22 protein-coding genes, 1 tRNA gene and 1 pseudogene are annotated in these 24,401 nt (G+C 64.5%); 14 read left to right on the top strand and 10 right to left on the bottom strand.

The annotated features are described in order from the left end of the window. Positions 1-134, bottom strand: a pseudogene (locus AC3A35_RS24485) (acyl-CoA dehydrogenase); the annotation flags it as partial. A 187-nt stretch (positions 135-321) separates the two neighbouring features. Between AC3A35_RS24485 and AC3A35_RS24480 the strand changes: the two are divergent. The 3 genes from AC3A35_RS24480 (at position 322) to def (ending at position 2,789) form a co-directional block, all read left to right on the top strand. Further along, the gene (locus tag AC3A35_RS24480) at positions 322-1,236 is read left to right on the top strand and encodes a LysR family transcriptional regulator (RefSeq protein WP_487439155.1); all 915 of its coding nucleotides are present in this window, start codon (positions 322-324) and stop codon (positions 1,234-1,236) included. Positions 1,237-1,418: 182 nt separating this feature from the next. Continuing rightward, positions 1,419-2,204, top strand: coding sequence for a cation efflux transmembrane domain-containing protein (locus AC3A35_RS24475; RefSeq protein ID WP_487439154.1), 786 nt, complete (start codon positions 1,419-1,421; stop codon positions 2,202-2,204). A 45-nt stretch (positions 2,205-2,249) separates the two neighbouring features. Further along, a complete protein-coding gene (def, locus tag AC3A35_RS24470; protein WP_487439153.1) occupies positions 2,250-2,789 on the top strand; it encodes a peptide deformylase in 540 nt (179 codons plus the stop codon). A gap of 168 nt (positions 2,790-2,957) precedes the next feature. On the opposite strand, the gene AC3A35_RS24465 is transcribed toward def, so the two are convergent. Beyond that, positions 2,958-3,047 (bottom strand) — tRNA-Ser (locus AC3A35_RS24465). 43 nt (positions 3,048-3,090) lie between these two features. Continuing rightward, positions 3,091-3,453 carry a carboxymuconolactone decarboxylase family protein gene (locus tag AC3A35_RS24460; RefSeq protein ID WP_487439152.1) on the bottom strand — a complete coding sequence of 121 codons (363 nt, stop codon included), beginning with the start codon at positions 3,451-3,453 and terminating at the stop codon, positions 3,091-3,093. Between the two features lie 167 nt (positions 3,454-3,620). Between AC3A35_RS24460 and mltF the strand changes: the two genes are divergently transcribed. Continuing rightward, a complete protein-coding gene (mltF, locus tag AC3A35_RS24455; protein WP_487439151.1) occupies positions 3,621-5,006 on the top strand; it encodes a membrane-bound lytic murein transglycosylase MltF in 1,386 nt (461 codons plus the stop codon). A gap of 44 nt (positions 5,007-5,050) precedes the next feature. Here mltF and serS read toward each other — a convergent pair whose 3' ends face one another. Next, entirely contained in the window at positions 5,051-6,343 is a 1,293-nt protein-coding gene (gene serS / locus AC3A35_RS24450) for a serine--tRNA ligase (RefSeq protein ID WP_487439150.1), read from the bottom strand. A 260-nt stretch (positions 6,344-6,603) separates the two neighbouring features. Between serS and AC3A35_RS24445 the strand changes: the two genes are divergently transcribed. Beyond that, positions 6,604-6,867, top strand: a complete 264-nt coding sequence (locus AC3A35_RS24445) for a hypothetical protein (RefSeq protein ID WP_487439149.1) — start codon at positions 6,604-6,606, stop codon at positions 6,865-6,867. Positions 6,868-6,897: 30 nt separating this feature from the next. Here the strand turns inward: AC3A35_RS24445 and AC3A35_RS24440 are convergent, their stop codons facing one another. The 4 genes from AC3A35_RS24440 to AC3A35_RS24425 form a co-directional block, all read right to left on the bottom strand. Continuing rightward, positions 6,898-8,232, bottom strand: coding sequence for a replication-associated recombination protein A (locus AC3A35_RS24440; RefSeq protein WP_487439148.1), 1,335 nt, complete (start codon positions 8,230-8,232; stop codon positions 6,898-6,900). 21 nt (positions 8,233-8,253) lie between these two features. Continuing rightward, the gene (lolA, locus tag AC3A35_RS24435) at positions 8,254-8,871 is read right to left on the bottom strand and encodes an outer membrane lipoprotein periplasmic chaperone LolA (protein ID WP_487439147.1); all 618 of its coding nucleotides are present in this window, start codon (positions 8,869-8,871) and stop codon (positions 8,254-8,256) included. A gap of 8 nt (positions 8,872-8,879) precedes the next feature. Next, positions 8,880-11,171, bottom strand: coding sequence for a DNA translocase FtsK (locus AC3A35_RS24430; RefSeq protein ID WP_487439146.1), 2,292 nt, complete (start codon positions 11,169-11,171; stop codon positions 8,880-8,882). 124 nt (positions 11,172-11,295) lie between these two features. After that, on the bottom strand, positions 11,296-11,967 hold the full coding sequence (locus tag AC3A35_RS24425) for a Crp/Fnr family transcriptional regulator (RefSeq protein ID WP_487439145.1): 672 nt from the start codon (positions 11,965-11,967) through the stop codon (positions 11,296-11,298). Positions 11,968-12,204: 237 nt separating this feature from the next. Between AC3A35_RS24425 and trxB the strand changes: the two genes are divergently transcribed. Both trxB and AC3A35_RS24415 read left to right on the top strand, forming a co-directional pair. After that, positions 12,205-13,158: a thioredoxin-disulfide reductase gene (trxB, locus tag AC3A35_RS24420; RefSeq protein WP_487439144.1), complete on the top strand. Its 954-nt coding sequence runs from the start codon at positions 12,205-12,207 to the stop codon at positions 13,156-13,158. Between the two features lie 16 nt (positions 13,159-13,174). After that, positions 13,175-14,242 (top strand): Smr/MutS family protein, encoded by a 1,068-nt coding sequence (locus AC3A35_RS24415; RefSeq protein WP_487439143.1) that lies wholly within the window; start codon positions 13,175-13,177, stop codon positions 14,240-14,242. A gap of 34 nt (positions 14,243-14,276) precedes the next feature. Here AC3A35_RS24415 and AC3A35_RS24410 read toward each other — a convergent pair whose 3' ends face one another. Beyond that, positions 14,277-14,615 (bottom strand): P-II family nitrogen regulator, encoded by a 339-nt coding sequence (locus AC3A35_RS24410; protein WP_487439142.1) that lies wholly within the window; start codon positions 14,613-14,615, stop codon positions 14,277-14,279. A 48-nt stretch (positions 14,616-14,663) separates the two neighbouring features. Next, positions 14,664-16,280 (bottom strand): NAD+ synthase, encoded by a 1,617-nt coding sequence (locus tag AC3A35_RS24405; protein ID WP_487439141.1) that lies wholly within the window; start codon positions 16,278-16,280, stop codon positions 14,664-14,666. A gap of 205 nt (positions 16,281-16,485) precedes the next feature. On the opposite strand from AC3A35_RS24405, the gene AC3A35_RS24400 reads away from it, so the two are divergent. The 7 genes from AC3A35_RS24400 (at position 16,486) to mdcA (ending at position 24,385) form a co-directional block, all read left to right on the top strand. After that, positions 16,486-17,649, top strand: a complete 1,164-nt coding sequence (locus tag AC3A35_RS24400) for a GNAT family N-acetyltransferase (protein ID WP_487439140.1) — start codon at positions 16,486-16,488, stop codon at positions 17,647-17,649. Positions 17,650-18,081: 432 nt separating this feature from the next. Next, the gene (locus tag AC3A35_RS24395; protein WP_487439139.1) at positions 18,082-18,807 is read left to right on the top strand and encodes a haloacid dehalogenase type II; all 726 of its coding nucleotides are present in this window, start codon (positions 18,082-18,084) and stop codon (positions 18,805-18,807) included. Positions 18,808-18,828: 21 nt separating this feature from the next. Continuing rightward, entirely contained in the window at positions 18,829-19,581 is a 753-nt protein-coding gene (locus tag AC3A35_RS24390; RefSeq protein ID WP_487439138.1) for a maleate cis-trans isomerase family protein, read from the top strand. Between the two features lie 108 nt (positions 19,582-19,689). Beyond that, the gene (dctP, locus tag AC3A35_RS24385) at positions 19,690-20,718 is read left to right on the top strand and encodes a TRAP transporter substrate-binding protein DctP (RefSeq protein WP_487439137.1); all 1,029 of its coding nucleotides are present in this window, start codon (positions 19,690-19,692) and stop codon (positions 20,716-20,718) included. 62 nt (positions 20,719-20,780) lie between these two features. Continuing rightward, positions 20,781-21,311 carry a TRAP transporter small permease gene (locus tag AC3A35_RS24380; RefSeq protein ID WP_487439136.1) on the top strand — a complete coding sequence of 177 codons (531 nt, stop codon included), beginning with the start codon at positions 20,781-20,783 and terminating at the stop codon, positions 21,309-21,311. 1 nt (position 21,312) lies between these two features. After that, entirely contained in the window at positions 21,313-22,653 is a 1,341-nt protein-coding gene (locus tag AC3A35_RS24375; RefSeq protein WP_487439135.1) for a TRAP transporter large permease, read from the top strand. Between the two features lie 76 nt (positions 22,654-22,729). Next, positions 22,730-24,385, top strand: coding sequence for a malonate decarboxylase subunit alpha (mdcA, locus tag AC3A35_RS24370; RefSeq protein ID WP_487439134.1), 1,656 nt, complete (start codon positions 22,730-22,732; stop codon positions 24,383-24,385). Positions 24,386-24,401: the final 16 nt, after the last annotated feature.

Raw genomic sequence — 24,401 nt, 5'->3', positions numbered from 1 at the left:
TCCTGCACCCGCGGCAGCAACCGGTCCTGACTGTAGGCACGGGCCGCGTCGCGCACCAGGCGCTCGGTCTCGGTCAGCTGGCCGTCGAGGTGGAAGGGGTCGGCCCAGTCGAAGGTGATTGTGTTGGAAGCCATGCATTTCTCCTCGGTACTCGGTTGCGGAAAGGCTCGCCACCTGCGGCGGCGTGCGAGCTGCGATGAAGACGGATACTAGGCCGCGCCAGCGCTCGCAGCAAACGAGAAAATCGAAGTAAGCTGTGCACTTTTCTCACTCCGAGAATGAACCGTCTTGCCGCGGCAAGCACTCGAAGGACACCCCGGAATGCGCAGAAAGATCCCGAGCACCGCAGCCTTGCTGGCTTTCGACGCCGCTGCACGACACCAGAGCTTCACCCGCGCCGCCGACGAACTGGCACTGACCCAGAGTGCGGTCTGCCGTCAGATTGCGTCGCTGGAAGACTTCCTCGGTGTCGGCCTGTTCCGCCGCACCCGTCGCGGGGTGCGCCTGACCGAAGCGGGCGAGAGCTACAGCCGCCAGATCGCCGCCCGCCTCGATGCGGTGGAGCGCGACACGCTGTCGGTGATGTCGCACCACGGGCGTGGTGCCACGCTGGAGCTCGCGGTGGTACCCACCTTCGCCACCCGCTGGCTGCTGCCGCGACTGCCGACCTTCATCGACGCGCATCCGGACACCACGGTGAATCTCACCACCCGCACCCGCCCCTTCCTGTTCGACGAGACCGAGTTCGATGCGGCGATCTATTTCGGCGACGCGGGCTGGCCGGGTACCGAGGCGCATTTCCTGATGCGCGAGAACCCGGTGCCGGTGTGCTCGCCGCGGCTCAAAGGCGTTTCGCCGACAATGACGCCGCAGCAGATCGCCACCCTGCCCCTGCTGCAACAGAGCACCCGCCCCTACGGCTGGCGCCAATGGTTCGAATCGGTCGGCCTGAGCGTGCCACACGACATGGGCGGCCCACGCCTGGAGTTGTTCTCGATGCTCGCGCAGGCGGCCATCCACGAGCTCGGGGTAGCATTGATTCCGCCTTTCCTGATCAGGCAGGAGCTGGATGCCGGGCAGCTCATCATGCCCTGCCCGCAAAGTGCCCCGAGCGAACGCGCCTATTATCTGATCGTGCCCGAGCACAAGGCCGAGCGCATCGCCCTTACCGAGTTCCGCCTGTGGCTGGTGGCCGAAACCGCGCGCTATAGCGCGGGCGGCAATCCGCCCCTGTAACGACCCGCCGCTACTGGAACAATGCCGCGCCCGAATGGCTCCGACCGAATATCACCGACGTACAAACCGACATGACTTCGCCCGCTTCCTCGTCCTGCCAAGCTGACTGCACCTGCGGTGCCGGCAACCCGGCCCCGACGGACCCGCCGACCGCTTCACCCGCTGCGGCCACGACGCGCTCCATGTTCCGCATTCCCGGCATGGATTGCCCCTCGGAAGAGCAGATGATCCGCATGCGCCTCGCGGACCGCCCGGTCGCGGGCATGCGTTTCGACCTCCCCGGGCGCATGCTGACTGTCGACCACGCGGGCGACGCCGCAGCCATCCTCGAATGCCTGAAACCGCTGGGCTATGGCGCCGAACTGACCGGCACGCAACCCCTGGCCGACACACCGCCGTTAGCCGCCGCTGCCGGCGACGACGGCAGCGAAACCCGGGTGTTGTGGGCCCTGCTGGCGATCAACGCGGTGATGTTTGTCGTCGAACTCGGCGCCGGCTGGTGGGCGCACTCGGCCGGTCTCATCGCGGACGCAATGGATATGTTTGCGGACGCTGCCGTCTATTGCGTGGCACTTTATGCGGTCGGCCGGAGTGCGCGCCACAAGCTGGGTGCGGCCCGTCTTGCCGGCCTGTTTCAGTTGCTGCTTGCACTGGGCGCGCTTGGCGAAACCGCACGCCGCGCACTCACCGGCTCGATGCCCGAAGACATCGCCATGATCGGCATCGCACTGTTGGCGCTTGCCGCCAACGTCGCCTGCCTGCTGCTGATCTCACGATATCGCGACCGCGGCGCGCACATGCGGGCGAGCTATATTTTCTCGGCCAACGACGTGCTGGCGAACCTCGGCGTGATCACCGCCGGTCTGCTCGTGGCCTGGAGCGGACGGGCCTGGCCCGACTGGGTGATCGGCACCCTGATCGGGCTGCTGGTGCTGTCGGGTGCCATCCGCATCCTGCGCCTGCGCTGACCCAAGGCACCACCCACTCTCATTTCCTCCGGAGACCAACACCTCATGAGCGTCCAGACCATTCTCAAAATGGGCGACCCCCGGCTGCTGCAGCCTGCCGCGCCGGTCACCGCGTTCGGCGCGCCCGCGATTGCGAGCCTGATCGCCGACATGTTCGACACCATGGCCGCCGCCGGCGGCGTCGGTCTGGCCGCACCGCAGATCGGGATCGGACTGCAGGTGGTCATCTTCGGCTTCGAACACAATGAACGCTACCCCGACGCCCCCCCTGTGCCGCAAACCATCCTGATCAACCCGGTCATCACCCCGCTCACCAAGGACGAGGACGATGACTGGGAAGGCTGCCTGTCGGTACCCGGCCTGCGCGGCGTGGTGCCGCGTTACCGGCGCATCCGCTACCAGGGCTTCGACCCCGAGGGCAAGCCGATCGATCGCAGTGTCGATGGCTTCCACGCGCGCGTCGTGCAGCACGAATGCGACCACCTGATCGGCATCCTGTATCCGATGCGGATGCGTGACCTCCGCCGCTTCGGCTTTACCGACGTGCTGTTTCCGGAACTGGGCGAGGCATCCGGGGCCGACTGAACGCACATGGCCGAGCACCGGCGTACCGAACCCCGGCATGCTTACGCCATGGTCGAAGTCGATCCGTTCGCGACCTATCGTGGCCCACTGTGATCAGGACCTGTCCGGAAGGCACGGTCGACGGCGAAAAGCACAACGGGCCCCGAAGGGCCCGTTGTGCTTGATCACTGGCGGAGAGGGTGGGATTCGAACCCACGGTAGGCTCGCACCTACGCCTGATTTCGAGTCAGGTACATTCGACCACTCTGCCACCTCTCCGCTCGAAGCCCGGCATTGTAGAGCATCTGGAAAAAAAGTATAGCTACATGCCGACGATTTCGCGTTTCGGCGACATTTCTTCAAATGCGCGGACCGCTTCCGCTGCGTACATCAACGCGGGGCCGCCCCCCATGTAAGTGCAGATCGCCAGCGTTTCCATCAGTTGCTCACGCGTCACCCCCAACCGGATGAGCGCCTTCACGTGGAACCCGACACAGGCATCGCAACGCGAAGTGACACCGATGGCGAGGGCAATCAGCTCTTTGTCGAGTGCCGACAGGGCGCCGGCCTTCATGGCGGATTTTGCCATGGCACCGAATCCCTGCATGGTCTCGGGCACTTCGGTGCGCATGGATTCGAGGGCGCGGGAAACGTCGGCGGTGATCCGGACAAAGGACTTGGACATGCGATTTCCGTTTGAAGTTAATTAATCACTAATATACAAGCCTCAAGCACGCGGAGTCATGACCTTGATCAAACTGTCCTGGCGCATTGCAGCATCGCCCGGCGGCCGATTGCAGATCGGGACGCGTACGTGCAGAATCCGGCGACCCTGATCTGCGGACCCTCGCCTTGCGCCTGCTCCTCCTCATCCTCGCCAGCCTGCTCCTTGCTGCCTGTGCCCCCCAGAAGCCCGGCCGCCTTGAGGACTACAAGGCACTGGGCGAGCTTCGGGTGGCGACCCGAGTGGATGCGATCTCCTACCGCCAGGATGAGGACGGCACCACCTCCGGCTTCGAGCATGATCTGTTGATCCGGCTGGGTGACGCGCTCGGGGTGCCGGTGCGCTTCGTGGTGTATCCGAATTCGGTACGGGCGATCAATGCCGTGCTGAACGGCCAAGCACATCTTGCCGCAGCAGGCCTCGCACGCAACGAGCGCGTTCCGCTGAAGTGGTCGGCACCGCTGCGCGAGGTCGATTTTGTACTCGCCGGTCACGCCGACCGCCCACAGATCGCGCGCGAGTCGGATCTGGCAGAGCGAACGGTCAGTGTGCGCCGGGGAACGCTCGCGGCAGAGGCGATCGAACGGATCCGCAAACGTGTTCCGACCCTGACCGCCCACTATAGTGCGAGCACGGGCGATCAGGCGCTGCTTGCCAAGATCGCCGAGGGCAAGCTGGATCTGGTAGCGACCGACCGCGTGCACTACGCGCTCGCGGCTCAGGTGTCACCCATCCTGACGCTTGCCTATGATCTGCCGGTCAAGAGTCATATCGCCTGGGCATTGCCACTGGAGCATGACGGCGGACTCGGGCAGCAGGTGGCCGAGTTCCTCGAGAACGCACATTCAGCGGGACTGATCGCGCGTATTGCGGACCGATATTTCGGTCATGTCCGCAGGCTCGACGAGCAGGATATCAGCACCTTTCTCGCCCGCGTCCAGGACCGTCTGCCCCGCTTCCTGGGCCATTTCAAGGAGGCCGAGGCAAAGACGGGCATCGACTGGCGCTATCTCGCCGCCCTCGCCTACCAGGAGTCGCACTGGGATCCGGGCGCGACATCCAGGACCGGGGTGAGGGGCATGATGATGCTCACCGCCGAAACGGCAGACCGTCTCGGTGTCGGCGACCGCCTGGATGCACGTCAGAGCATCCTCGGCGGCGCCCGCTATATGTCGATGCTGGAAGGCCAGTTACCCGGCGACATCCCCGATCCGGACCGGCTGTGGATGGCCACTGCGGCCTACAACCTCGGCATGGGTCACTTCAATGGCGCACGCGCCATCGCACGCCGTCTGGGCAAGGATGAGACTTCGTGGTGGGACATCAAGGCGGTGCTGCCGCTGATGTCGCGCCAGGAGTACGCGGCACGGCTCAAGGCTGGCCCGGCACGCGGCGGCGAGGCCCTGATCATGACCGAGAACATCCGGAACTATTACGAGATCCTGAGCCGCATCGAATCGGTGCGCCCACCCCTGCCCGGCTCGCCGCAGCTGCGCCTGAGCCGGCAGGACTGACCCCGCCCGGATTCCGCCCCGATCGGCCGGGCAAAGCACGCGGCTCAGAGGCCCGGCCGCAGCACCTCGATGCCGCCCATATACGGCCGCAGCACGCTGGGCACCACCACCGAACCGTCGGCACACTGGTAGTTTTCCAGCACCGCGACCAGGGTCCGTCCCACCGCGAGGCCCGAACCGTTGAGCGTGTGCACCAGTTCGTTCTTACCCTGCGCATTCTTGAATCGGGCCTGCATGCGGCGAGCCTGGAATGCCTCGCAGTTGGAGCAGCTGGAAATCTCACGGTAGGTGTTCTGCGCCGGCAGCCAGACCTCGAGGTCATAGGTGCGCGCGGCCGAGAATCCCATGTCACCGGTGCACAGCGTGATTACCCGGTAGGGCAGTTCGAGCTTTTGCAGGATGGCCTCGGCATGGCCGACCATTTCCTCGAGCGCTGCATCGCTGTGCTCGGGTGCCACGATCTGTACCATTTCGACCTTGTCGAACTGATGCTGGCGAATCAGGCCGCGAATGTCACGACCGCCGCTACCCGCTTCCGAGCGGAAGCAGGGACTGTGCGCCGTGAGCTTGATCGGCAACGCATCGAATGCCAGAACCTGCTCGCGCACGCTGTTGGTCAGCGAGATCTCGGAGGTGGAGATCAGATACTGTTCGGCGCCCCCCTCGTCGCCGCCGCGCAGCACCCAGAACATGTCCTCCTTGAACTTGGGTAACTGCCCGGTACCGACCAGCACCTCGCGGTTGACGATGTAGGGTGTGTAGCACTCGGTATAGCCGTGCTCGGTAGTCTGGGTGTCGAGCATGAACTGGGCGAGCGCACGATGCAGGCGAGCGACCTGGCCGCGCATGAAGGTGAAGCGGGAACCTGACAGCCTGGCGCCGGTATCGAAATCGAGACCGAGCGCTGCCCCCACGTCGACATGATCCCTGATCTCGAAATCGAAGCACGACGGCGTACCCCATCGCCGCACCTCGACATTGGCCGACTCGTCCTCGCCCACCGGCACACTCTCCTGCGGCAGGTTGGGCAGGCCTGCAAGGAACGCATTCATCCGCTCCAGCACCACCGGCAAGGCCTGCTCGCAAGCTTTGAGTTCGTCGCCCAGCAACCCCACCTCGGCCATTACGGCAGAGGCATCCTCGCCCTTGCCCTTGAGCATGCCGATCTGCTTCGACAAGCTGTTGCGCCGGGCCTGAAGGTCCTGGGTCCGGGTCTGAAGCTGTTTGCGCTCTTCCTCGAGCGCGAGGAAGGTGACGGTGTCGAGCTGCAGGCCGCGGGCGGCCAAGCGGGCGGTCACCACGTCGAGCTGGTTGCGAAGCATCTGGATATCGAGCATCGGGAGTTCCTGAAACGGTTTTAGTTCAAAAGCTTGTGCGATTCTGTTAAGGCAGTGATGCAGATCAAGCGGCCAAGCCCCGGGCGGACAATGCTTTTCACGTGGATCAAAAATTTGCCGCAGCGCACAATTTAATTATAAAAATCAATCGCTTGTAGAAATACTCGCAAGAAACTTTTCTTGCAATTCGAACTCTTTCACGTACCCTTAGAGAGGGAAACCAAGCTGCATCAGACAGCACTCAACCGGAGGAGATTTGCATGCTATCTATTCGAGACTGCCTCGACTACTGCGATTTGACCGACGACGAAGTTGCACTTATTGCCGAACATGAAGGGATCCCGGACGCAGCGGCCGCCCAGGTCGCGTGCGGACTGGTACAAACACCCGAGGGTGTAGTGCTGTTGACGCAATACATGCTCGATCTGATTGACAAAGCCAGCGCCCGGGGCGAAGTCGAAAAGGCCGACAACGCCCGTTCCCTGTGCGCGCGGTTCATGTCCGATCACCCGCTGCCTCACTGAATCCCCAAATTTGATTGATGCCCGGTACGGTCAGCACGGGGGAGGTTCTGTGCTGGCCGTTGCCCTCGCTTTTTCATCGAGTTCGCGCAGATGCGCGAGCTTGTCGGCGATCTTCGCCTCCATGCCCCGCAGCACCGGCTGATACCACCCCGGCGCGGCCATTCCGTCGGGCAGATAGCTTTCGCCCGCGGCATAGGCGTCGGGTTCATCGTGGGCATAGCGGTACGCCTTGCCGTAGCCGAGTTCTTTCATCAGGCGGGCCGGTGCGTTGCGCAAATGCAGGGGTACCGGTTGCGAACCTGCCTCCGCGACATGCTTGCGAGCGGCGTTATAGGCTTTGTACACCGCGTTCGACTTGGCCGCGCAGGCGAGAAATATGGCTGCCTGTGCGAGCGCCAGTTCGCCCTCGGGTGAGCCGAGGCGCTCATAGGCCGCACAGGCATTCAGACAGATCTCCAATGCACGCGGATCGGCCAGACCGATGTCCTCCACCGCCATCCGCACCAGACGGCGGCCGAGGTAATGTGGGTCCGCACCGCCGTCGAGCATGCGGCACAGCCAGTACAGCGCAGCATCGGGGCTGGAACCGCGTACCGACTTGTGCAGCGCCGAGATCTGGTCGTAAAAGGCCTCGCCCCCCTTGTCGAAGCGGCGCAGGTTCTGCGCCAGGGTCTGCTCCACAAACCCGGCGTCGACCGCATTCACACCGGCCGTTTCCGCCGCAACCTGGATCTGTTCGACAAGGTTCATCAGCCGGCGTGCATCGCCATCGGCAAAGCCGACCAGACGCTCGCGAGCGTCCTCGTCGACAGTCAGGCCGGGACAGGCCACGGCGCATGCGCGCTCGAACAGCGAGGTCATAGCCCCTTTGTCCAGCGGTTGCAGCACATACACCGAGGCCCGCGACAGCAGCGCGGAATTCACCTCGAACGATGGATTCTCGGTCGTTGCACCGATGAAGGTGACCAACCCCTGCTCCACGTACGGCAAGAAGGCATCCTGTTGAGATTTGTTGAAGCGGTGAACCTCGTCCACGAACAGGATGGTGTGGCGCCCGCGCGCCTTTGCGGCCTGCGCCTGCAGGATGGCTTCGCGGATCTCCTTGACGCCGGCGAACACCGCCGAGAGGGCGACGAATTCGGCGTCGAAGCCCTTTGCCATCAGCCGCGCAAGCGTGGTCTTGCCCACCCCGGGGGGCCCCCACAGGATCATCGAATGCGGCTGGCCGGATTCGAAGGCGAGACGCAAGGGCTTGCCGGGTCCCAGCAGATGGGCCTGCCCCGCCACCTCGTCCAGCACGGCCGGACGCATGCGCTCCGCGAGCGGTACCCGCGGTGGCTCCAGGGCTTCGAACAGATCGGTCATTGGGCGCTCGGTGCCGGCGAGTCAGGGCGTGCCGATGACATCCGCGCCGGCAGGCGGAACGAAGCGGAACCGATCCGCATCCAGCACGGGGTTGGGCTGCAGCCGGGTAAACACGATCATCGTGGTTTGGCCGAAGTTGTCGCGCAACTCCATGCGCCGCAAACGGCCGTCATCGAGCCCGATCCGCATCGATTCGAAACTGCTCTCGGTCTTGCGCGGGCGCGCATCGACCCAGGCCAGGCCGTCCGCGGCCCCGCCGTCCGTCAGCTCGAAATCGTGTTCGAGATCCCCGCCGCCGAACAGGATTGCCGCAGGGGTGGCACCCAGCGCATCGCCGATCGGGCGTACGGTAACCTGGTTCAGATCGCGGTCCCACGACCACAGACGTTCGCCATCGCCGACCAGCAACTGCTGATAGGGCAGTTCGTACTCCCAGCGAAACTTGCCCGGACGCGCAAACGCGAAGCGACCCGCGGCCTGCTGCGGCTTGCGTGCGGAGCGCGCCACCACCGTCTGCTCGAACTCGCCCTCGGCACTGCGGGTGGAGGCCACGAACTGGCGTAGTTGCGCGATGGCATCGGCCGCCAGCGCCGGGCCGGCCGCAATCGAAATCGTCAATGCCGCTAGCCACCTGCGCATGTTGGTCCTCATTCGCCGTCCTTCGGCGGTACGATCACTTCTCGGTTGCCATTGCTGCCCATCGACGACACCAGTCCGGCCCGCTCCATCTGCTCGATCAGGCGCGCAGCACGGTTGTAGCCGATGCGCAGATGGCGCTGGACCAGCGAGATCGACGGGCGACGGGTCTTGACCACGATCTCGACCGCCTGATCGTAGAGTGCATCCGATTCGTCGCCACCGCCTTCGCCACCACCACCGAGGGCGGCTTCCAGGTCGTCCTCCGGCGCGGCGAGGATGCCGTCGATGTAGTCGGGCGGACCGAGTCGCTTGAGGTGATCGACCACCTTGTGCACCTCCTCGTCGGCGACGAAGGCGCCGTGCACCCGCACCGGCAACCCCGTGCCCGGCGCCAGGTAGAGCATGTCGCCCATGCCGAGCAGGGTCTCCGCGCCCATCTGATCGAGGATGGTGCGCGAATCGATCTTGCTCGACACCTGGAACGAGATCCGGGTCGGGACGTTGGCCTTGATCAGCCCGGTGATCACATCCACCGACGGGCGCTGGGTGGCGAGGATCAGGTGAATGCCGGACGCCCGGGCCTTCTGCGCGAGGCGCGCGATCAGCTCCTCGACCTTCTTGCCGACCACCATCATCATGTCGGCCAGTTCGTCGACGACCACCACGATATAAGGCAGGGTCTCGAGCGGCTCGGGGCTCTCGGGCGTGATCGAGAACGGATTGGTCAGCGGGGTCTCGTTCTTGCGCGCCTCGACCACCGCCTTGTTGAAACCGGCGAGGTTGCGCACCCCGACCGCCGCCATCAGCTTGTAGCGCTTGTCCATCTCGGCGACGCACCAGTTGAGCGCATTGGCCGCATGCTTCATGTCGGTGACGACCGGCGCCAGCAGGTGCGGAATGCCCTCGTAGATCGACAGCTCCAGCATTTTCGGGTCGACCATGATCAGCCGTACCCGTTCCGGCTCGCTCTTGTACAGCAGCGACAGGATCATGGCGTTGATCCCGACCGACTTCCCCGAGCCGGTGGTACCGGCCACCAGCAAGTGCGGCATCTTGGCCAGATCGGCCACCACCGGCTGGCCGCCGATGTCCTTGCCCAGCGCCACGGTCAGCGGTGAGCTCATGTCGTTGTAGGCCCGCGAACCGAGTATCTCCGACAGACGCACGGTCTGGCGTTTGGGGTTCGGCAGCTCGAGCGCCATGCAGGACTTGCCAGGCACCGTTTCCACCATCCGGATCGACATCGTGGACAGCGCCCGCGACAAGTCCTTGGCGAGGTTCACGACCTGGCTACCCTTTACGCCGACCGCAGGCTCGATCTCGTAGCGGGTGATCACCGGGCCGGGGTAGGCCGCCAGCACCTTCACCTCGACACCGAAGTCGGCAAGCTTGGTTTCGATCAGGCGCGAGGTGAACTCCATCGCCTCGGCCGACGGCGGCTCGCCGTTGACGGTGGGCGGATCGAGCAGCCCGAGCGGCGGGATTGCCCCCAGCCCGACGTCGGTGAACAGATTCTGCTGTCTTTCCTTCTCCGCACGCTCGGACCGCGCCACCGCCGCCACCGCGGGTTCGATGCGCAAGGGCGCGGGAGGGGCCAGTTCGGTCTTGCGCCGCCGGGTCTCGATCACCGCCTCACGCTTTTGCGCCACCGCCTGGCCGGCCCGCCGGTCCAGCCAGCGTTGCCAGCCGATCTGCGTGGCAAGCACGCCCTGCTCCACCCAGAACCCCATGCGCTCGGCAGCGGTCAGCCATGAGATGCCGGTAAACAGCGACAGGCCCGAGGCCATCAGCGCAAGCAGCAGCAAGGTCCCGCCGGTAAAGCCGAAATTGCTCCGTACCGCCTCGCCGAGTTCCATGCCGAACAAGCCGCCGGGGGACAGAGGAAGGGCGGCGCCATGGGAGTGGAAGCGCAGGAATTCGAGCGCACTACTGGTGACCAGAACAACCAGAAAACCCGCAAAGACGAAAAAGAAGGAGCGCCGGTCGATGGCAAGCCGGTTCTTGAGCCGGCGAAAACCCCACATCAGTCCGTACCCCAGAAACACCACCCACCACCAGGCGGATACGCCGTGAAGATAGAGCAGCAGATCGGCCAGCCACGCACCGAAACGGCCGCCGGGATTGCTGACACGCGCCACCGCGGAGGCGTGGGACCAGCCCGGATCGGCCTTGTTGTAGCCAAGGAGCACGAGACCGATGTAGAGCGACATCACGCCCAGGATCAGCCAGCGTGCCTCCTGCAACAACAGCGAGATCTTTTCGGGCAACGGCTGGGAACGGGATGACGAACGAGACAGCATCGGGGGGTGATCGGTGACCGGGACAGAAGCGACAGATTATAAGCGATCGCCCCGCCCGGCCGTCCGCGATGTTGCCGTGCGAAACAAACTAACTGAAATCAGCGCCCCGACGACAGCACGACGCTCAGAGCTCGCTCAGGCGTTCGCGCAGAATGATGCCCTTCGGGGTTTCCTCGATCAGCCCCTGCTGGCCGAGATCCTTCATCACCCGGCTGACCATTTCGCGCGATGCACCGATCATCTTGGCGATGTCCTGCTTGGAGATCTTGCGCACCACCACCGATTCGCCGTCGACATCCTCGGCCATCTCGATGAGCAGGCCGGCAACGCGCCCATATACGTCCATCAGGGCGAGACTCTCGATCTTTCGGTCGGCATTGCGCAGGCGCGCGGACAGATTGCACATGATGCGCCACGCGATCTCGAAATTGTCCTGCATCAGCTGGCGGAAATCCTGCTTGGAGATCATCACCAGATCGGCCGCAACCACGGCCACCACCGAGGCCGAGCGCGGTTGTTCGCCGAACATGCCCATCTCGCCAAAGAGCTCGCCCTGCCCGAGGATGGAAAGGATGACCTCACGGCCGTCCTCGTCACTGACCACGACCTTGAGGCTGCCGGTCAGCACGAAATAGACGAAGTCGGTCCGGTCACCCGCACGCACCACCGCCTGCCCGCGCGGAAATCGTCGCATCACCGAGACCCGGGCAACCGCCGCCAGCACCTCGTCGGACAGCCCGTTGAACAACGGGAAGGTTTTCAGTGCAGTGGTCGAAACCGAGGTGGGCTGACTCATGAAATCTCCGGCTGACAGAATACGGTCCAGCGTGTTCTGGAACGGTTACACATGTTTTGCGGGAAAGTATAGACGAATAAGTCACACCAACGATGAAGATGCCGTCCCCGGCGTGAAATCGCACCCTGCCGGTCATCGGCAGGCGATTGGACAAGGCTATCGGATCGATTGCTCGGGGCATCGGGTCGCGTCGGCTATAATTCGCGCCATTGCAAACACACGCCGGAACGCAACGCCATGACCACCAAACACGCCCGCCTGATCATCCTCGGCTCCGGCCCGGCCGGATACACCGCCGCCGTTTACGCCGCCCGTGCCAACCTGAATCCGGTGCTGATCACCGGACTTGCCCAGGGCGGACAGCTGATGACCACCACCGACGTGGACAACTGGCCGGCCGATGTCGACGGCGTCATGGGACCCGATCTGATGGTGCGCTTCCAGAAGCATGCCGAGCGCTTCAACACCGAGATGATCTTCGATCACATCCATACCGCCAAACTCGGCGAGCGCCCGTTCACGCTGATCGGCGACTCCGGCGAATACACCTGCGATGCACTGATCATCTGCACCGGCGCCACCGCGAAGTATCTCGGCCTGCCGTCGGAAGAAAAATTCGCCGGCCGCGGGGTGTCCGCCTGTGCGACCTGCGACGGTTTCTTCTACAAGAACCAGGACGTAGCCGTCATCGGCGGCGGCGACACCGCAGTCGAAGAAGCGCTCTACCTTGCCAACATCGCGAAGAAGGTCACGCTCGTGCATCGCCGCGAAACGTTCCGCGCCGAGAAGATCATGATCGACAAGATGATGGAAAAGGTCGCTGCGGGCAGGATCGAGCTCGCGCTGAACTCCACCCTGGACGAGGTGCTCGGCGACAGTTCCGGCGTCACCGGCATGCGCGTGAAGAGCGTCAATACCGGCGAGACCTACGACGTCGCGCTGCAGGGCGTGTTCATCGCCATCGGCCACAAGCCGAACACCGACATCTTCGAAGGTCAGCTGGAGATGGAAGGCGGCTACATCGTCACCGACGGCGGGCGTAAGGGCAACGCCACGCAAACCAGCATACCCGGCGTATTTGCCGCCGGCGACGTGCAGGATCACATCTACCGTCAGGCGGTCACGTCGGCCGGCACCGGTTGCATGGCCGCGCTCGACGCCGAACGCTACCTCGACGCGCTCGACCGCTGAGCCGGAAAAGGCAGCCATGGGCCGTCGTCCACGTCCGACCACCACGGCCAGCAGCACGGACGACGGGACCACACCGGGCAGTCCGTTCAAGGCGCTCGCGGCACTCAAGTCGCGCGCGCCGGCACCCGCTGCGGACAAGGCGCGCAAGCCCGGGCGTCGCCCCCCGCCGCCAGCGCTGCCCGACGCGGCGGGCAGCACACAAGTCGATGCCGACGACCTCGCACTATTTCAGCAGACCGTTGCCGGCGTCGCGCCGCTGGGCAAACAGGATCGCGCAGACATCGAAACTCCGCGCCCGCCTCCGCTTCCCCGTGCCCGCAAGGCCGAGCCCGAACCAACCGCCGCCCGCGCACGACACGCCACGGACGATCCGCTCGGGACAGCCTACGCCGACGTCACTCCGCTCGCCGACACCGGCCGCGTGGAGCTCGCGACCCACGCCCGCTACCTGAACCGGCCGCCGGCGCACGAAGCGGTCACCGACAAGACTGCGCATCCCGCGGGCGACCTGCCTCCGATCGTGCTTCCGGCCGACGCGGACGTTTCCGACCCGGCGGCGCTGTTCCGCCTTGCCACCCGTGGCGCGCGTCAGCTCGACACCCGCGACCGGGCCGAGTTGCCGACCGATGCCCCCGCGCCCAAGCCACTGAAGCGCGAAGCCGACGAACGCGACGCCCTTCATGAATCGCTCGCTGCGCCACTCACCTTCGAGGATCGCCTCGACATGGGCGACGAAGCCGCCTTTCTGCGCACCGGCCTGCCGCGCCGCGTGTTGAGCGATCTGCGCCGGGGACGCTGGGTGCTACAGGGGGAAATCGATCTTCACGGACTCACCCGCGACGAAGCACGCGACGCCCTCGCCCGCTTCCTGGCTGCGAGTCTGGCGCAGGGTAAACGCTGCATTCGGGTCATACACGGGAAAGGACTCGGCTCGCCCGGACGGGTGGCCATTCTCAAGCAGCTGTCGCGCGGATGGCTGGCGCAGCGCGAGGAAATCCTCGCCTTCTGCCAAGCCGGTCCGCACGACGGTGGTGGCGGCGCGCTGCTGGTGCTGATGCGCGCGCAAAACAGCGCGCGTCGCTAACCTCCCCGACACCCGGCGCCGGGGCAAATCGCGATCAGATCGCCGCTTCGTCGGTTTCACCGGTGCGGATACGCACCACCTGCTCCACCGACGACACGAAGATCTTGCCGTCACCGATCTTGCCGGTCTGGGCGGCCTTGATGATGGCCTCGACCGCCTGCTCCACCAGGTCGTCACCGATCACGATCTCGACCTTGATCTTGGGCAGAAAATCGACCACGTACTCGGCACCACGATACAGCTCGGTATGCCCTTTCTGCCGGCCGAAGCCCTTCACCTCGGTCACGGTCAGGCCGGTAATACCCACTTCGGACATCGCCTCACGCACTTCGTCGAGCTTGAACGGCTTGATGATGGCTTCGATCTTCTTCATGTAAGTCTCCTGGTTGGCGTCACGCGATAACGCGTGGCGCATATGCGCTCAGTATTCGTCCTGATAGCGCGATGTTATCGGATAACGCCAATCCCTGCCGAATCCACGCCGCGTCACCCGGATGCCGACCGGCGCCTGGCGCCGCTTGTACTCGTTACGCTTGAGCATACCGACCGTGCGCCGCACGTCTGGTTCCGGATAGCCCGCGGCAACGATTTCGCGCGGCGACTCGTCGCGCTCCATGTAGGCCTCGATGATGGCGTCGAGTACCTCGTAAGGCGGCAGGCTGTCCTGGTCCTTCTGGTCGGGCTTGAGTTCGGCCGAGGGCGGACGGTCGATGATGTTCTGCGGGATCACCTGGCCCACCGTATTGCGCCACTCCGACAGGCGATAGACCAGGGTCTTGTAGATATCCTTGAGCACCGCGAAACCACCTGCCATGTCGCCGTACAGGGTGGCGTAGCCCGTGGCCATTTCGCTCTTGTTGCCGGTGGTGAGCACGATGGAACCGGTCTTGTTGGACAGCGCCATCAGGATCATGCCGCGAATCCGGCTCTGCAGATTCTCTTCGGTGGTGTCGGCGGCAAGGCCGGCAAACTGCGCCTCCAGCATCGACGCAAAGGTGTTCATCGCCGCTTCGATCGGGATCTCGTCGTAGCGTACGCCCAGGCGGCGGACCATCTCACGTGAGTCGTCGAGGCTCATCTGCGCGGTGTAGGGCGAGGCCATCATCACCGCGCGCACGCGATCCGCACCCAGGGCATCGACCGCGATCGCCAGCGTCAATGCTGAATCAATACCACCCGACAGGCCGATGATGGCACCCGGAAAGCCGTTCTTGCCGAGATAGTCGCGCACCCCGACACGCAAGGCCTCATAAACCTCGGCCTCGGCCGCCAGCGACTCGCAGCGGATCTCCGACACCCAGCGTCCGTCACGCAGCCCGATCATGTCCAGACGCTCATCGAACAACGCCGTCTGGTAGACCAGGGCGCCATCGCCATCGAGGGCAAACGAGCCGCCATCGAACACCAGTTCGTCCTGTCCGCCGACCATGTTGCAGTACAGCACCGGCAAGGCGGTTTCGGCCACCCGCTCGCGCAGCACCGCCTGCCGTTGCACCTGCTTGTTCAGGTGATAGGGCGAAGCGTTGAGCGCCAGCAATACCTCGGCACCGGCGACCCGTGCGGCTTCGGCCGGGCCCGGCTCCCAGATATCGGCGCAGATGTTGATGCCGAATTTCACCCCCTTCAATTCGAACACGCAGGCATCCGATCCGGCATCGAAATAGCGGACTTCGTCGAACACCTCGTAATTGGGCAGCAGATGCTTGTGATAGATCGCGACCACCTCGCCATCGCGGATCACCGAGGCCGCGTTGTAGCGCAATCCGTTGGCCTGCCGCGGATGCCCGACCACCACGCACACGCCGCGCGCAGCCAGGGCAATGCGCAGCAGCTCGCGGTCACAGGCGCGATAGAAGTCCGGGCGCAGCAGCAGATCCTCGGGCGGATATCCCGAAAGCGCGAGTTCGGGGGTCAGCAACAGGTCCGCTCCGGCCGCGCGCGCGCGACCGATGGCATCGATGATCCGGTCCGCATTGGCGGCGAGGTCACCGACCGTAAAATTCAGCTGGGCAACAGCGATTGAAAGCGTGGTATTCATGAGGCAGAACTATACCGCTTCACGTCCGGTGGCGGGCCGCTCGCGGCGGACCGGGGTAATACCGTAAAGTGCACAGAGTGCGTGGGCAAAGCTGTGGATAAGCCCCGGACAGCATGCCCAAGCTCCTGCCCGCGAAGAACTTTTTACAATTGCTCAACAATGAGGCAGCCCGCCAGCGGACGCTGCACCGAATGCACCTGACCCGATGTCGCAGAAGAACGGTTTTCACCTCATCTCCGCGCTGACCGAGATCGAAGCGGCCCAATGGGACGCGCTCGCCGGCGAGCAGCCCTGCCTGTCGCATGCCTTCCTCGACACCCTCGAAGCCACCGCCTGCGTGGGCCGTGGCACCGGCTGGATTCCGCGCCACGCCACGCTGTGGCGCGACGGCGAGCTGATCGCGGCAATGCCGCTGTACCAGAAGCACCACTCCTACGGCGAATACGTGTTCGACTGGGCCTGGGCCGAAGCCTACGAGCGCCATGGCCTGGCCTATTACCCGAAGTGGCTTGGCGCGCTGCCGTTCTGCCCCATCCCCGGAGCACGACTGCTCGGACGCAGCACCGCAGAGCGCAAGAACCTGCTTGCAGCGGTGCTGGCACTGGCGGTCGACAGCGGCCTGTCGTCCCTGCACCTGCTGTTCCCGACCGAAGAGGAAGGCGAGTGGCTGCGCGATGCCGGCCTGATGCTGCGCCACGGGGTGCAGTTCCACTGGCACAACGCCGGCTATGCCGATTTCGACGCCTTTCTCGCCCACCTCAACCACGACAAGCGCAAGAAGATCCGCCAGGAGCGCCGCCGCGCCGGCGAGCACGGCCTCGACCTGCGCTGGCTCGACGGCCACGGCGCCAGCGATGCCGATTGGGCCTTCTTCTATCGCTGCTACGCCACCACCTACGCCCTGCACCGGTCGACGCCCTACCTCAAGCCCGATTTCTTTACCATGCTGGCCCGGCGGCTGCCCGACGGCGTGCGCCTGTTGCTCGCCGAGCGCGAGGGCCAGGCGGTGGCGGGCGCCTTCTACCTGTGCGACGGCCAGGCGCTGTACGGCCGCTACTGGGGCGCAACCGAGCCCCTGCCCTTCGTGCACTTCGAGCTGTGCTACTACCAGGCCATCGACTACTGCATCCGTCACGGTCTGCAACGCTTCGAGGGCGGCGCCCAGGGCGAGCACAAGCTCTCGCGCGGACTGGAACCGGTGATCACCCGTTCCGCGCACTGGATCGCCGATCCACGCTTTCGCGGCGCGGTGGACCAGTTCCTGGCGCGCGAAACGGCCGGGGTGCAGTTCTATCTGGATGAATTGTCGGAGCGCTCGCCCTTTCGCGAGAATCGTCCGTTCGGCATCTCCGGACAGCTCGCTGGCTGAGACGGCAACAGCACTCACGCACCATCGGGACCAGGCCGACGGCGCGCCGGCGGCTACTCAGCACCACCGATCCAGGGCTGCGCGCCGCCAGCGCCTGACGCACCGACGCATGCACGACGCGCTCGGGCTCCTCCGTATCGCCTGAATATGTGCGCCAAGGGAAGCCTGCCGACGGCAATCGCCTCCCTGCTTTCGTTCCGTAGCGCAGCCTCACCCTTCCCCGTTTGATCGCGCTTCGATTCCGAGAATCGAGCTTGACACTGCATATTTTCGAATATATCTTGTATACACAAATTCAATCAGTGCATGCACTATTCTTCTGAATGAGTACATAGAACCTGAGAACGCCCGGGATTCACAGCCCGGAAATGAAGTCAGGGTTGCACTTCCGGCCGAACGAGCCGGTTGTCGACCCCACGGAGGAGGACCAGGATGACGCAATCGGATGCACACCCTGTACTGCAGGCACTGGCGTTTGACGTATTCGGCACCGTGGTCGATTGGCGGGGCAGCATTGCTCACGAAGCCGCAGCGGTCGCTGCCAGACATGGCGTCGTCGGTGACTGGGAGGCCTTCGCCGATGAATGGCGGGCGGGCTACGTGCCGGCAATGGACCGGGTCCGCCGCGGTGACCTGCCCTGGATGAGCATCGATGCGCTGCATCGGCTGATCCTCGATTCGATCGTCGAACGCTTCGGCCTCGATGCGCTGGACGAGGATGAGCGCGCCCGGCTGAACCGTGCCTGGCACCGCCTCGCGCCGTGGGCGGACAGCGTCGACGGCCTGGCTCGCCTGAAACAACGCTTCACCATCACCACCCTCTCCAACGGCAACTTCTCGCTCCTTGTCGACCTGGCGCGCCATGGCGCATTGCCGTGGGACTGCGTGATCTCGGCCGAGCTCTTCGGTCACTACAAGCCTGATCCGGAAACCTACCTGGGCACGGCCCGCCTGCTGGACGTGGCGCCGGCCGAGCTGATGCTCGTTGCGGCCCACCCTCCCGACCTGCGCGCGGCCAAGCAGCAGGGCTGCCGCACCGCCTACGTGATCCGGCCACTCGAATTCGGCGCGGGCCATCCGCTGCCCGACTACAGCCCCGGCGAGTTCGACTTCGTCGCCGACGATTTCCTCGATCTGGCCCGCCAGCTCGGCGCCTGACACCCCAAGGAGACACCGAAAATGCCGCAGCAGACCTTCCGTATCGGACAGATCGTTCCGAGCTCGAACACCACGATGGAAACCGAGATCCCGGCCGTGCTGCGCGCACGCGAGCTGGTCGAGCCCGAACGCTTCACCTTTCACTCCAGCCGCATGCGCATGCAGAAGGTGACCAAGGAGGAGCTCGAAGCAATGGACCGCGATTCCGACCGCTGCGCGCTCGAACTGGCGGACGCGCGCGTCGATGTATTGGGCTATGCCTGCCTGGTCGCGATCATGAGCATGGGCAAGGGCTACCACCGGGTGTCCGAGGAGCGCCTGCACGGGCGCACCGTGGAGGCCGGTGGTCCTGCGCCGGTGGTCACCAGCGCCGGCGCACTGGTCGACGGCTTGAAGGTGCTGGGCGCAAAGAAGGTTTCGATCCTCACGCCCTATATGAAACCGCTCACCCAGTTGGTGATCGACTACCTCGAGCATGAAGGCATCGAGGTCGTGGACAGCATCTCGCTCGAGATCCCCGACAACCTCGAAGTGGGGCGGCGGGATCCGCTCGCACCGGTCGAGATCACCAAGCGCCTGAACACCAATGTCGATGCGATCGTCGCCTCGGCCTGCGTGCAGATGCCCTCTCTGGCCTCGGTGCAGATGATCGAAGACCGCACCGGCCTGCCGGTGGTGTCCTCCTCCATCTCGACGACTTACATGATGCTCAAGAAGCTCGGCCTCAAGACATGGTCGCCGGGCTTCGGCTCACTGCTTTCGGGCAAATACTGAGCAATCCGGTCCGGTCCCCCGGGGCCGGCCCCCCACCCGCCGTGGCACCAGCTCACGGCTCTCGTATGCAGCACCCCGCAGTAGACCAACAGTGAGAGGAGACAACTCATGAAGTACGGTATCCGCAAGCACGTATTGTTCGGCGCCTTCGCCAGCCTGCTGGCACTGGGACTCGCGCCCGCGGCCCATGCGCAGAAGACGACCGTGGTGAAAATTTCGCACCAGTTCCCCGGCGGCACCGCCGACCACGGCGACTTTCGCGACCGGCTGGTACGCAAGTTCGCCCAGGAAGTCGAAACACGCACCAACGGTGAACTCAAGTTCGAAATCTTCCCCGCCAGCTCGCTGGTCAAGACCTTCGCCCAGTTCGGCGCACTGCAGAACGGCTCGGTCGACATGACCCTGTATCCGCTTGCGTACGAGGGCGGCAAGATTCCGCAGGTGAATATCACCCTGATGCCGGGCCTTGTCACCAGCTACGAGCAGGGCCACCGCTGGAAAGACGAGCCGATCGGCAAGGAGCTGACCAAGATCCTCGATGACAAGGGGGTCAAGATCGTCACCTGGATCTGGCAGGCGGGCGGAGTTGCGAGCAAGCCCAAGGCCGTGATCGAGCCCGATAACGTCAAGGGCGTCAAGATCCGCGGCGCAAGCAAGCACATGGACCTGATGCTCAAGGCCGGTGGCGGTTCGATCACCAACGTGCCGTCCAATGAAGTCTACAGCGCGATGCAGACCGGTGTGCTCGACGCCGCTGTGACCTCGAGCACCTCGATCATCAGCTTCCGCCTCGAGGAGGTTGCGGACCATCTGACTTCGGCGCGCAAGAACTCGTTCTGGTTCATGTTCGAGCCGCTGCTGATGGCCAAGTCCACCTTCGATCGCCTCACCCCCGACCAGCAGAAGATCGTCATGGAAGTGGGCGCGAGCCTCGAGCAGTTCAGCATCGACGAGTCGAAGAAGGACGATATCAAGGCCGCCGAGGTATTCGAAAAGGCCGGCAAGAAGGCCTACGACATGGACGATGCCGCGTTTGCGAAGTGGCGTGATGTGGCCAAGGCCAGTGCATGGAAGGACTACGCAGAGGAAGTGAAAGGCGGACAGCAATTGCTCGACATGGCCATCTCCGTCAAGTAAGCCGTTCCCCCAGCGCCGGGCCCCACGGGGTCCGGTAGCACCTCCTCAGAGGGAGACCGAACATGAACAATCCTGCCTGGCGTCTGTTCAGCCGCACGGTCAAGGGCTTCAACGCGTTGATGGCCTACCTGTCGGCGTTTCTGATCTTCGCCTGTACGCTGGTCCTGGTGTACGAAGTGGTCACGCGCTATGTGATCCAGATATCGAACGACTGGGTCATCGAGCTCAGTATCTTCATGCTGATCGCCGCCACCTTCCTCGCGGCCGCGCACACCCAGCGCGAACGCGCCCACGTCGGTATCGAGGTGCTCGACGAGGTGATGTCGGCGAAATGGAACCGCTGGCGCTACATCTTCGGCGATGTGCTGTCGATGCTGTTTTGTGCGCTGATCGCCTATCTGTCGTGGGCGTACTGGCACGAGGCCTGGGAAGGAGGCTGGGAGACCAGTTCGACCTGGGCGCCGAAACTGTGGATTCCGTACTTTTTCATGGCCCTCGGCATGAGCCTGCTGGTGCTCCAATACGTGGTGCAGGTGGTCGAGGACGTGTTCGATCCGGCCAAGCACCAGCAACACGAATTCCTGGGAGAATGACATGGGTGTGCTCGAGATAGGCCTCATCAACTGCGCACTCACGCTGGTGCTGCTGTTTTCCGGAATGCCGATCGCATTCGCGCTCGGCGCCTCCGCGGTGGTGATCATGTTCCTTTTCATGCCGGCATCGAACATCGGCCTGATCGCCGAAACGATCTTCGGCGAACTGGACAATTTCACCCTGCTGACCGTCCCGCTGTTCGTGCTGATGGGCGCGGCAATCGGCAAGACCCGCGCCGCGGTGGATCTGTACGAGTCGGCCTACCGCTGGCTGTACAAGATGCCCGGCAGCCTCGGCGTCGCCAACGTCGCCGGGTGCACCATCTTCTCCGCGCTGTGCGGTTCGAGCCCGGCCACCTGCGCGGCGATCGGCGGCATGGGCATCCCCGAAATGCGCAAACGCGGCTACTCGGCAGGGCTGGCCTCGGGGCTGATCGCCGCCGGCGGCACCCTGGGCATCCTGATTCCGCCCAGTATCACGCTGATCATCTACGGCGTAATTGCCGAACAGTCGATCGGCAAGCTGTTCATCGCCGGCATCGTGCCGGGGCTGTTGCTGGCGCTGCTGTTCGCGACGTGGGTGGTCTTCGCCTATATCCGCGAGCGCAAACAGGCCATGGACGGTGGCGGCGGGGCGATGGCTGCCGAGCTGCTGCGCGAGGAGCATTTCACCTGGGCCCAGCGCTGGGAAGCGCTGCCCCGCCTGCTGCCCTTCCTGATCCTGATCGCGGTGATCATGTTCGCGATGTACGGTGGCTTCGGCACCCCGTCCGAAGTGGCCGGTGTCGGTGCGTTCGGCGCGCTGATCCTGGTGGCGCTGCTGTACCAGTGCTACCACTGGAAGGAGATCAAGGAGATCCTGACCGGTACCGCGCGCGAGTCGTGCATGATCATGATGATCATCGCCATGGCCTTCCTGTTCACCTATGTGATGAGCTACCTGCGGATCACCCAGAGCCTGGCCGAATGGCTGGTGGCGCTGGAGATGTCGAAGTGGGCCCTGCTGTTCTGGGTGAACATGCTGCTGCTGGTGATGGGCTTCTTCCTGCCGCCGGTGGCGATCATCCTGATGGTCACCCCGGTGATCCTCCCGGGCATCCTCGCCGCCGGCTTCGATCCGATCTGGTTCGGCATCGTGCTCACCATCAACATGGAACTGGGGCTGATCACCCCGCCGGTCGGTCTCAACCTGTTCGTCATCAACGGCATCGCGCCCGACATCAAGTTCGGCGAGATCGCGCGCGGCATCCTGCCCTTCATCATCCTGATGTGCCTGTACATCGTGCTGCTCTCGATCTTCCCCGACATCGTGATGTTCTTGCCAAACATGTTCTACGAGTAAGCGGCGCAGCTCCGATCGAAGCAACTCCCGGAGGCGGCGACCACGGTCGCCGCGCTCCCGAACGCGAGGAACCAGCATGAGCACCACGGACCAGAACTGGCGCCGCGGCGTCGCCTCGAAGGCGGCGCGGATGGCGCGCGCGACCGATCTCACCGATGGCCGGCGGATCGCCGCCGAGCACGCGACCGCGCTGCTCGAACGCGTGATCGAGCCCGGCGACCGCGTCTGTCTCGAGGGCAACAACCAGAAGCAAGCGGACTTTCTCGCCCGCGCGCTCGCCGCGGTCGATCCGGACCGCATCCACGACCTGCACATGTTGCAGTCGGTGGTCGCGCTGCCCGAGCACACCGCCCTGTTCGACAAGGGCATCGCGCGCGAGATCGATTTCTCCTTCTCCGGCCCGCAGGGTACGCGGCTGGCGTCGCTGGTCGAGGCGGGCAAGATCCGGATCAACGCGATCCACACCTATCTCGAGCTGTTCGGACGCTATTTCGTCGACCTGACCCCGAACGTGGCCTTGATCGCGGCCGAAGCGGCCGATGCGGCCGGCAACCTCTACACCGGGCCGAACACCGAGGACACCCCGGCGATCGTCGAGGCGACGGCGTTCAAAAACGGCATCGTCATCGCGCAGGTCAACGAGTTGCGCGAAGGCTTGCCGCGCGTCGACATCCCCGCCGACTGGGTTGACTTCGTCATCGTCGCGCCCAAACCCAACTACATCGAGCCGCTGTTCACCCGCGATCCGGCACAGATCTCCGAGATCCAGGTGCTGATGGCGATGATGGTGATCAAGGGCATCTACGCCGAATACGGCGTGAAGCGCCTGAATCACGGCATCGGCTTCGACACCGCAGCGATCGAGTTGCTGCTGCCGACCTACGGCGAATCCCTGGGTCTCAAGGGCAAGATCTGCACCCACTGGGCGCTGAACCCGCATCCGGCCCTGATTCCCGCGATCGAGGCAGGCTTCGTCGAGTCGGTGCACAGCTTCGGCTCCGAACTCGGCATGGAAGCCTATATTGCCGCGCGCCCCGACGTGTTCTTCACCGGCGCCGACGGCGCGATGCGTTCCAACCGCGCCTTCTGCCAGGCGGCCGGGCATTACGCATGCGATTTGTTCATCGGCTCGACGCTGCAGATCGATCTGCAGGGCAACAGTTCGACCGCGACCAAGGGCCGCATCGCCGGCTTTGGCGGCGCACCCAACATGGGTGCCGATGCGCGTGGCCGGCGTCACGAGAGCGCGGCGTGGGTCAAGGCCGGCGAGGAGGCGCGCCAGGGCCGCGACGTGATGCCTCGCGGGCGCAAGCTCGTGGTGCAGATGGTCGAGACCTTCCGCGAACACATGGCGCCCGCCTTCGTCGAGCGCCTCGACGCCTGGGACCTGGCCGAGACCATGGGCCTGGCGAACCCGCCGGTGATGATCTTCGGCGACGACGTCACCCATGTCGTCACCGAGGAAGGCATCGCCAACCTGCTGCTGTGCCGCGACCTCGAAGAACGCGAGCAGGCGATCCGCGGCGTCGCCGGCTATACCGCGGTCGGGCTCGGCCGCGACCGCAAGAAGGTCGACGAACTGCGCGCGCGCGGCGTGATCCGGCGTGCCGAGGATCTGGGCATCGCCCACCGCGACGCACGCTGCGACCTGCTCGCGGCACGCTCGGTCAAGGATCTGGTGCGCGCATCGGGCGGCCTCTACAACCCGCCCAGCCGCTTCCGCAACTGGTAGGCGCAGGAGAACAGGA

It is taken from the genome of Azoarcus sp. Soil_N_20 (assembly GCF_057656155.1).
This window is presented reverse-complemented; position numbering and strand designations above follow the sequence as displayed.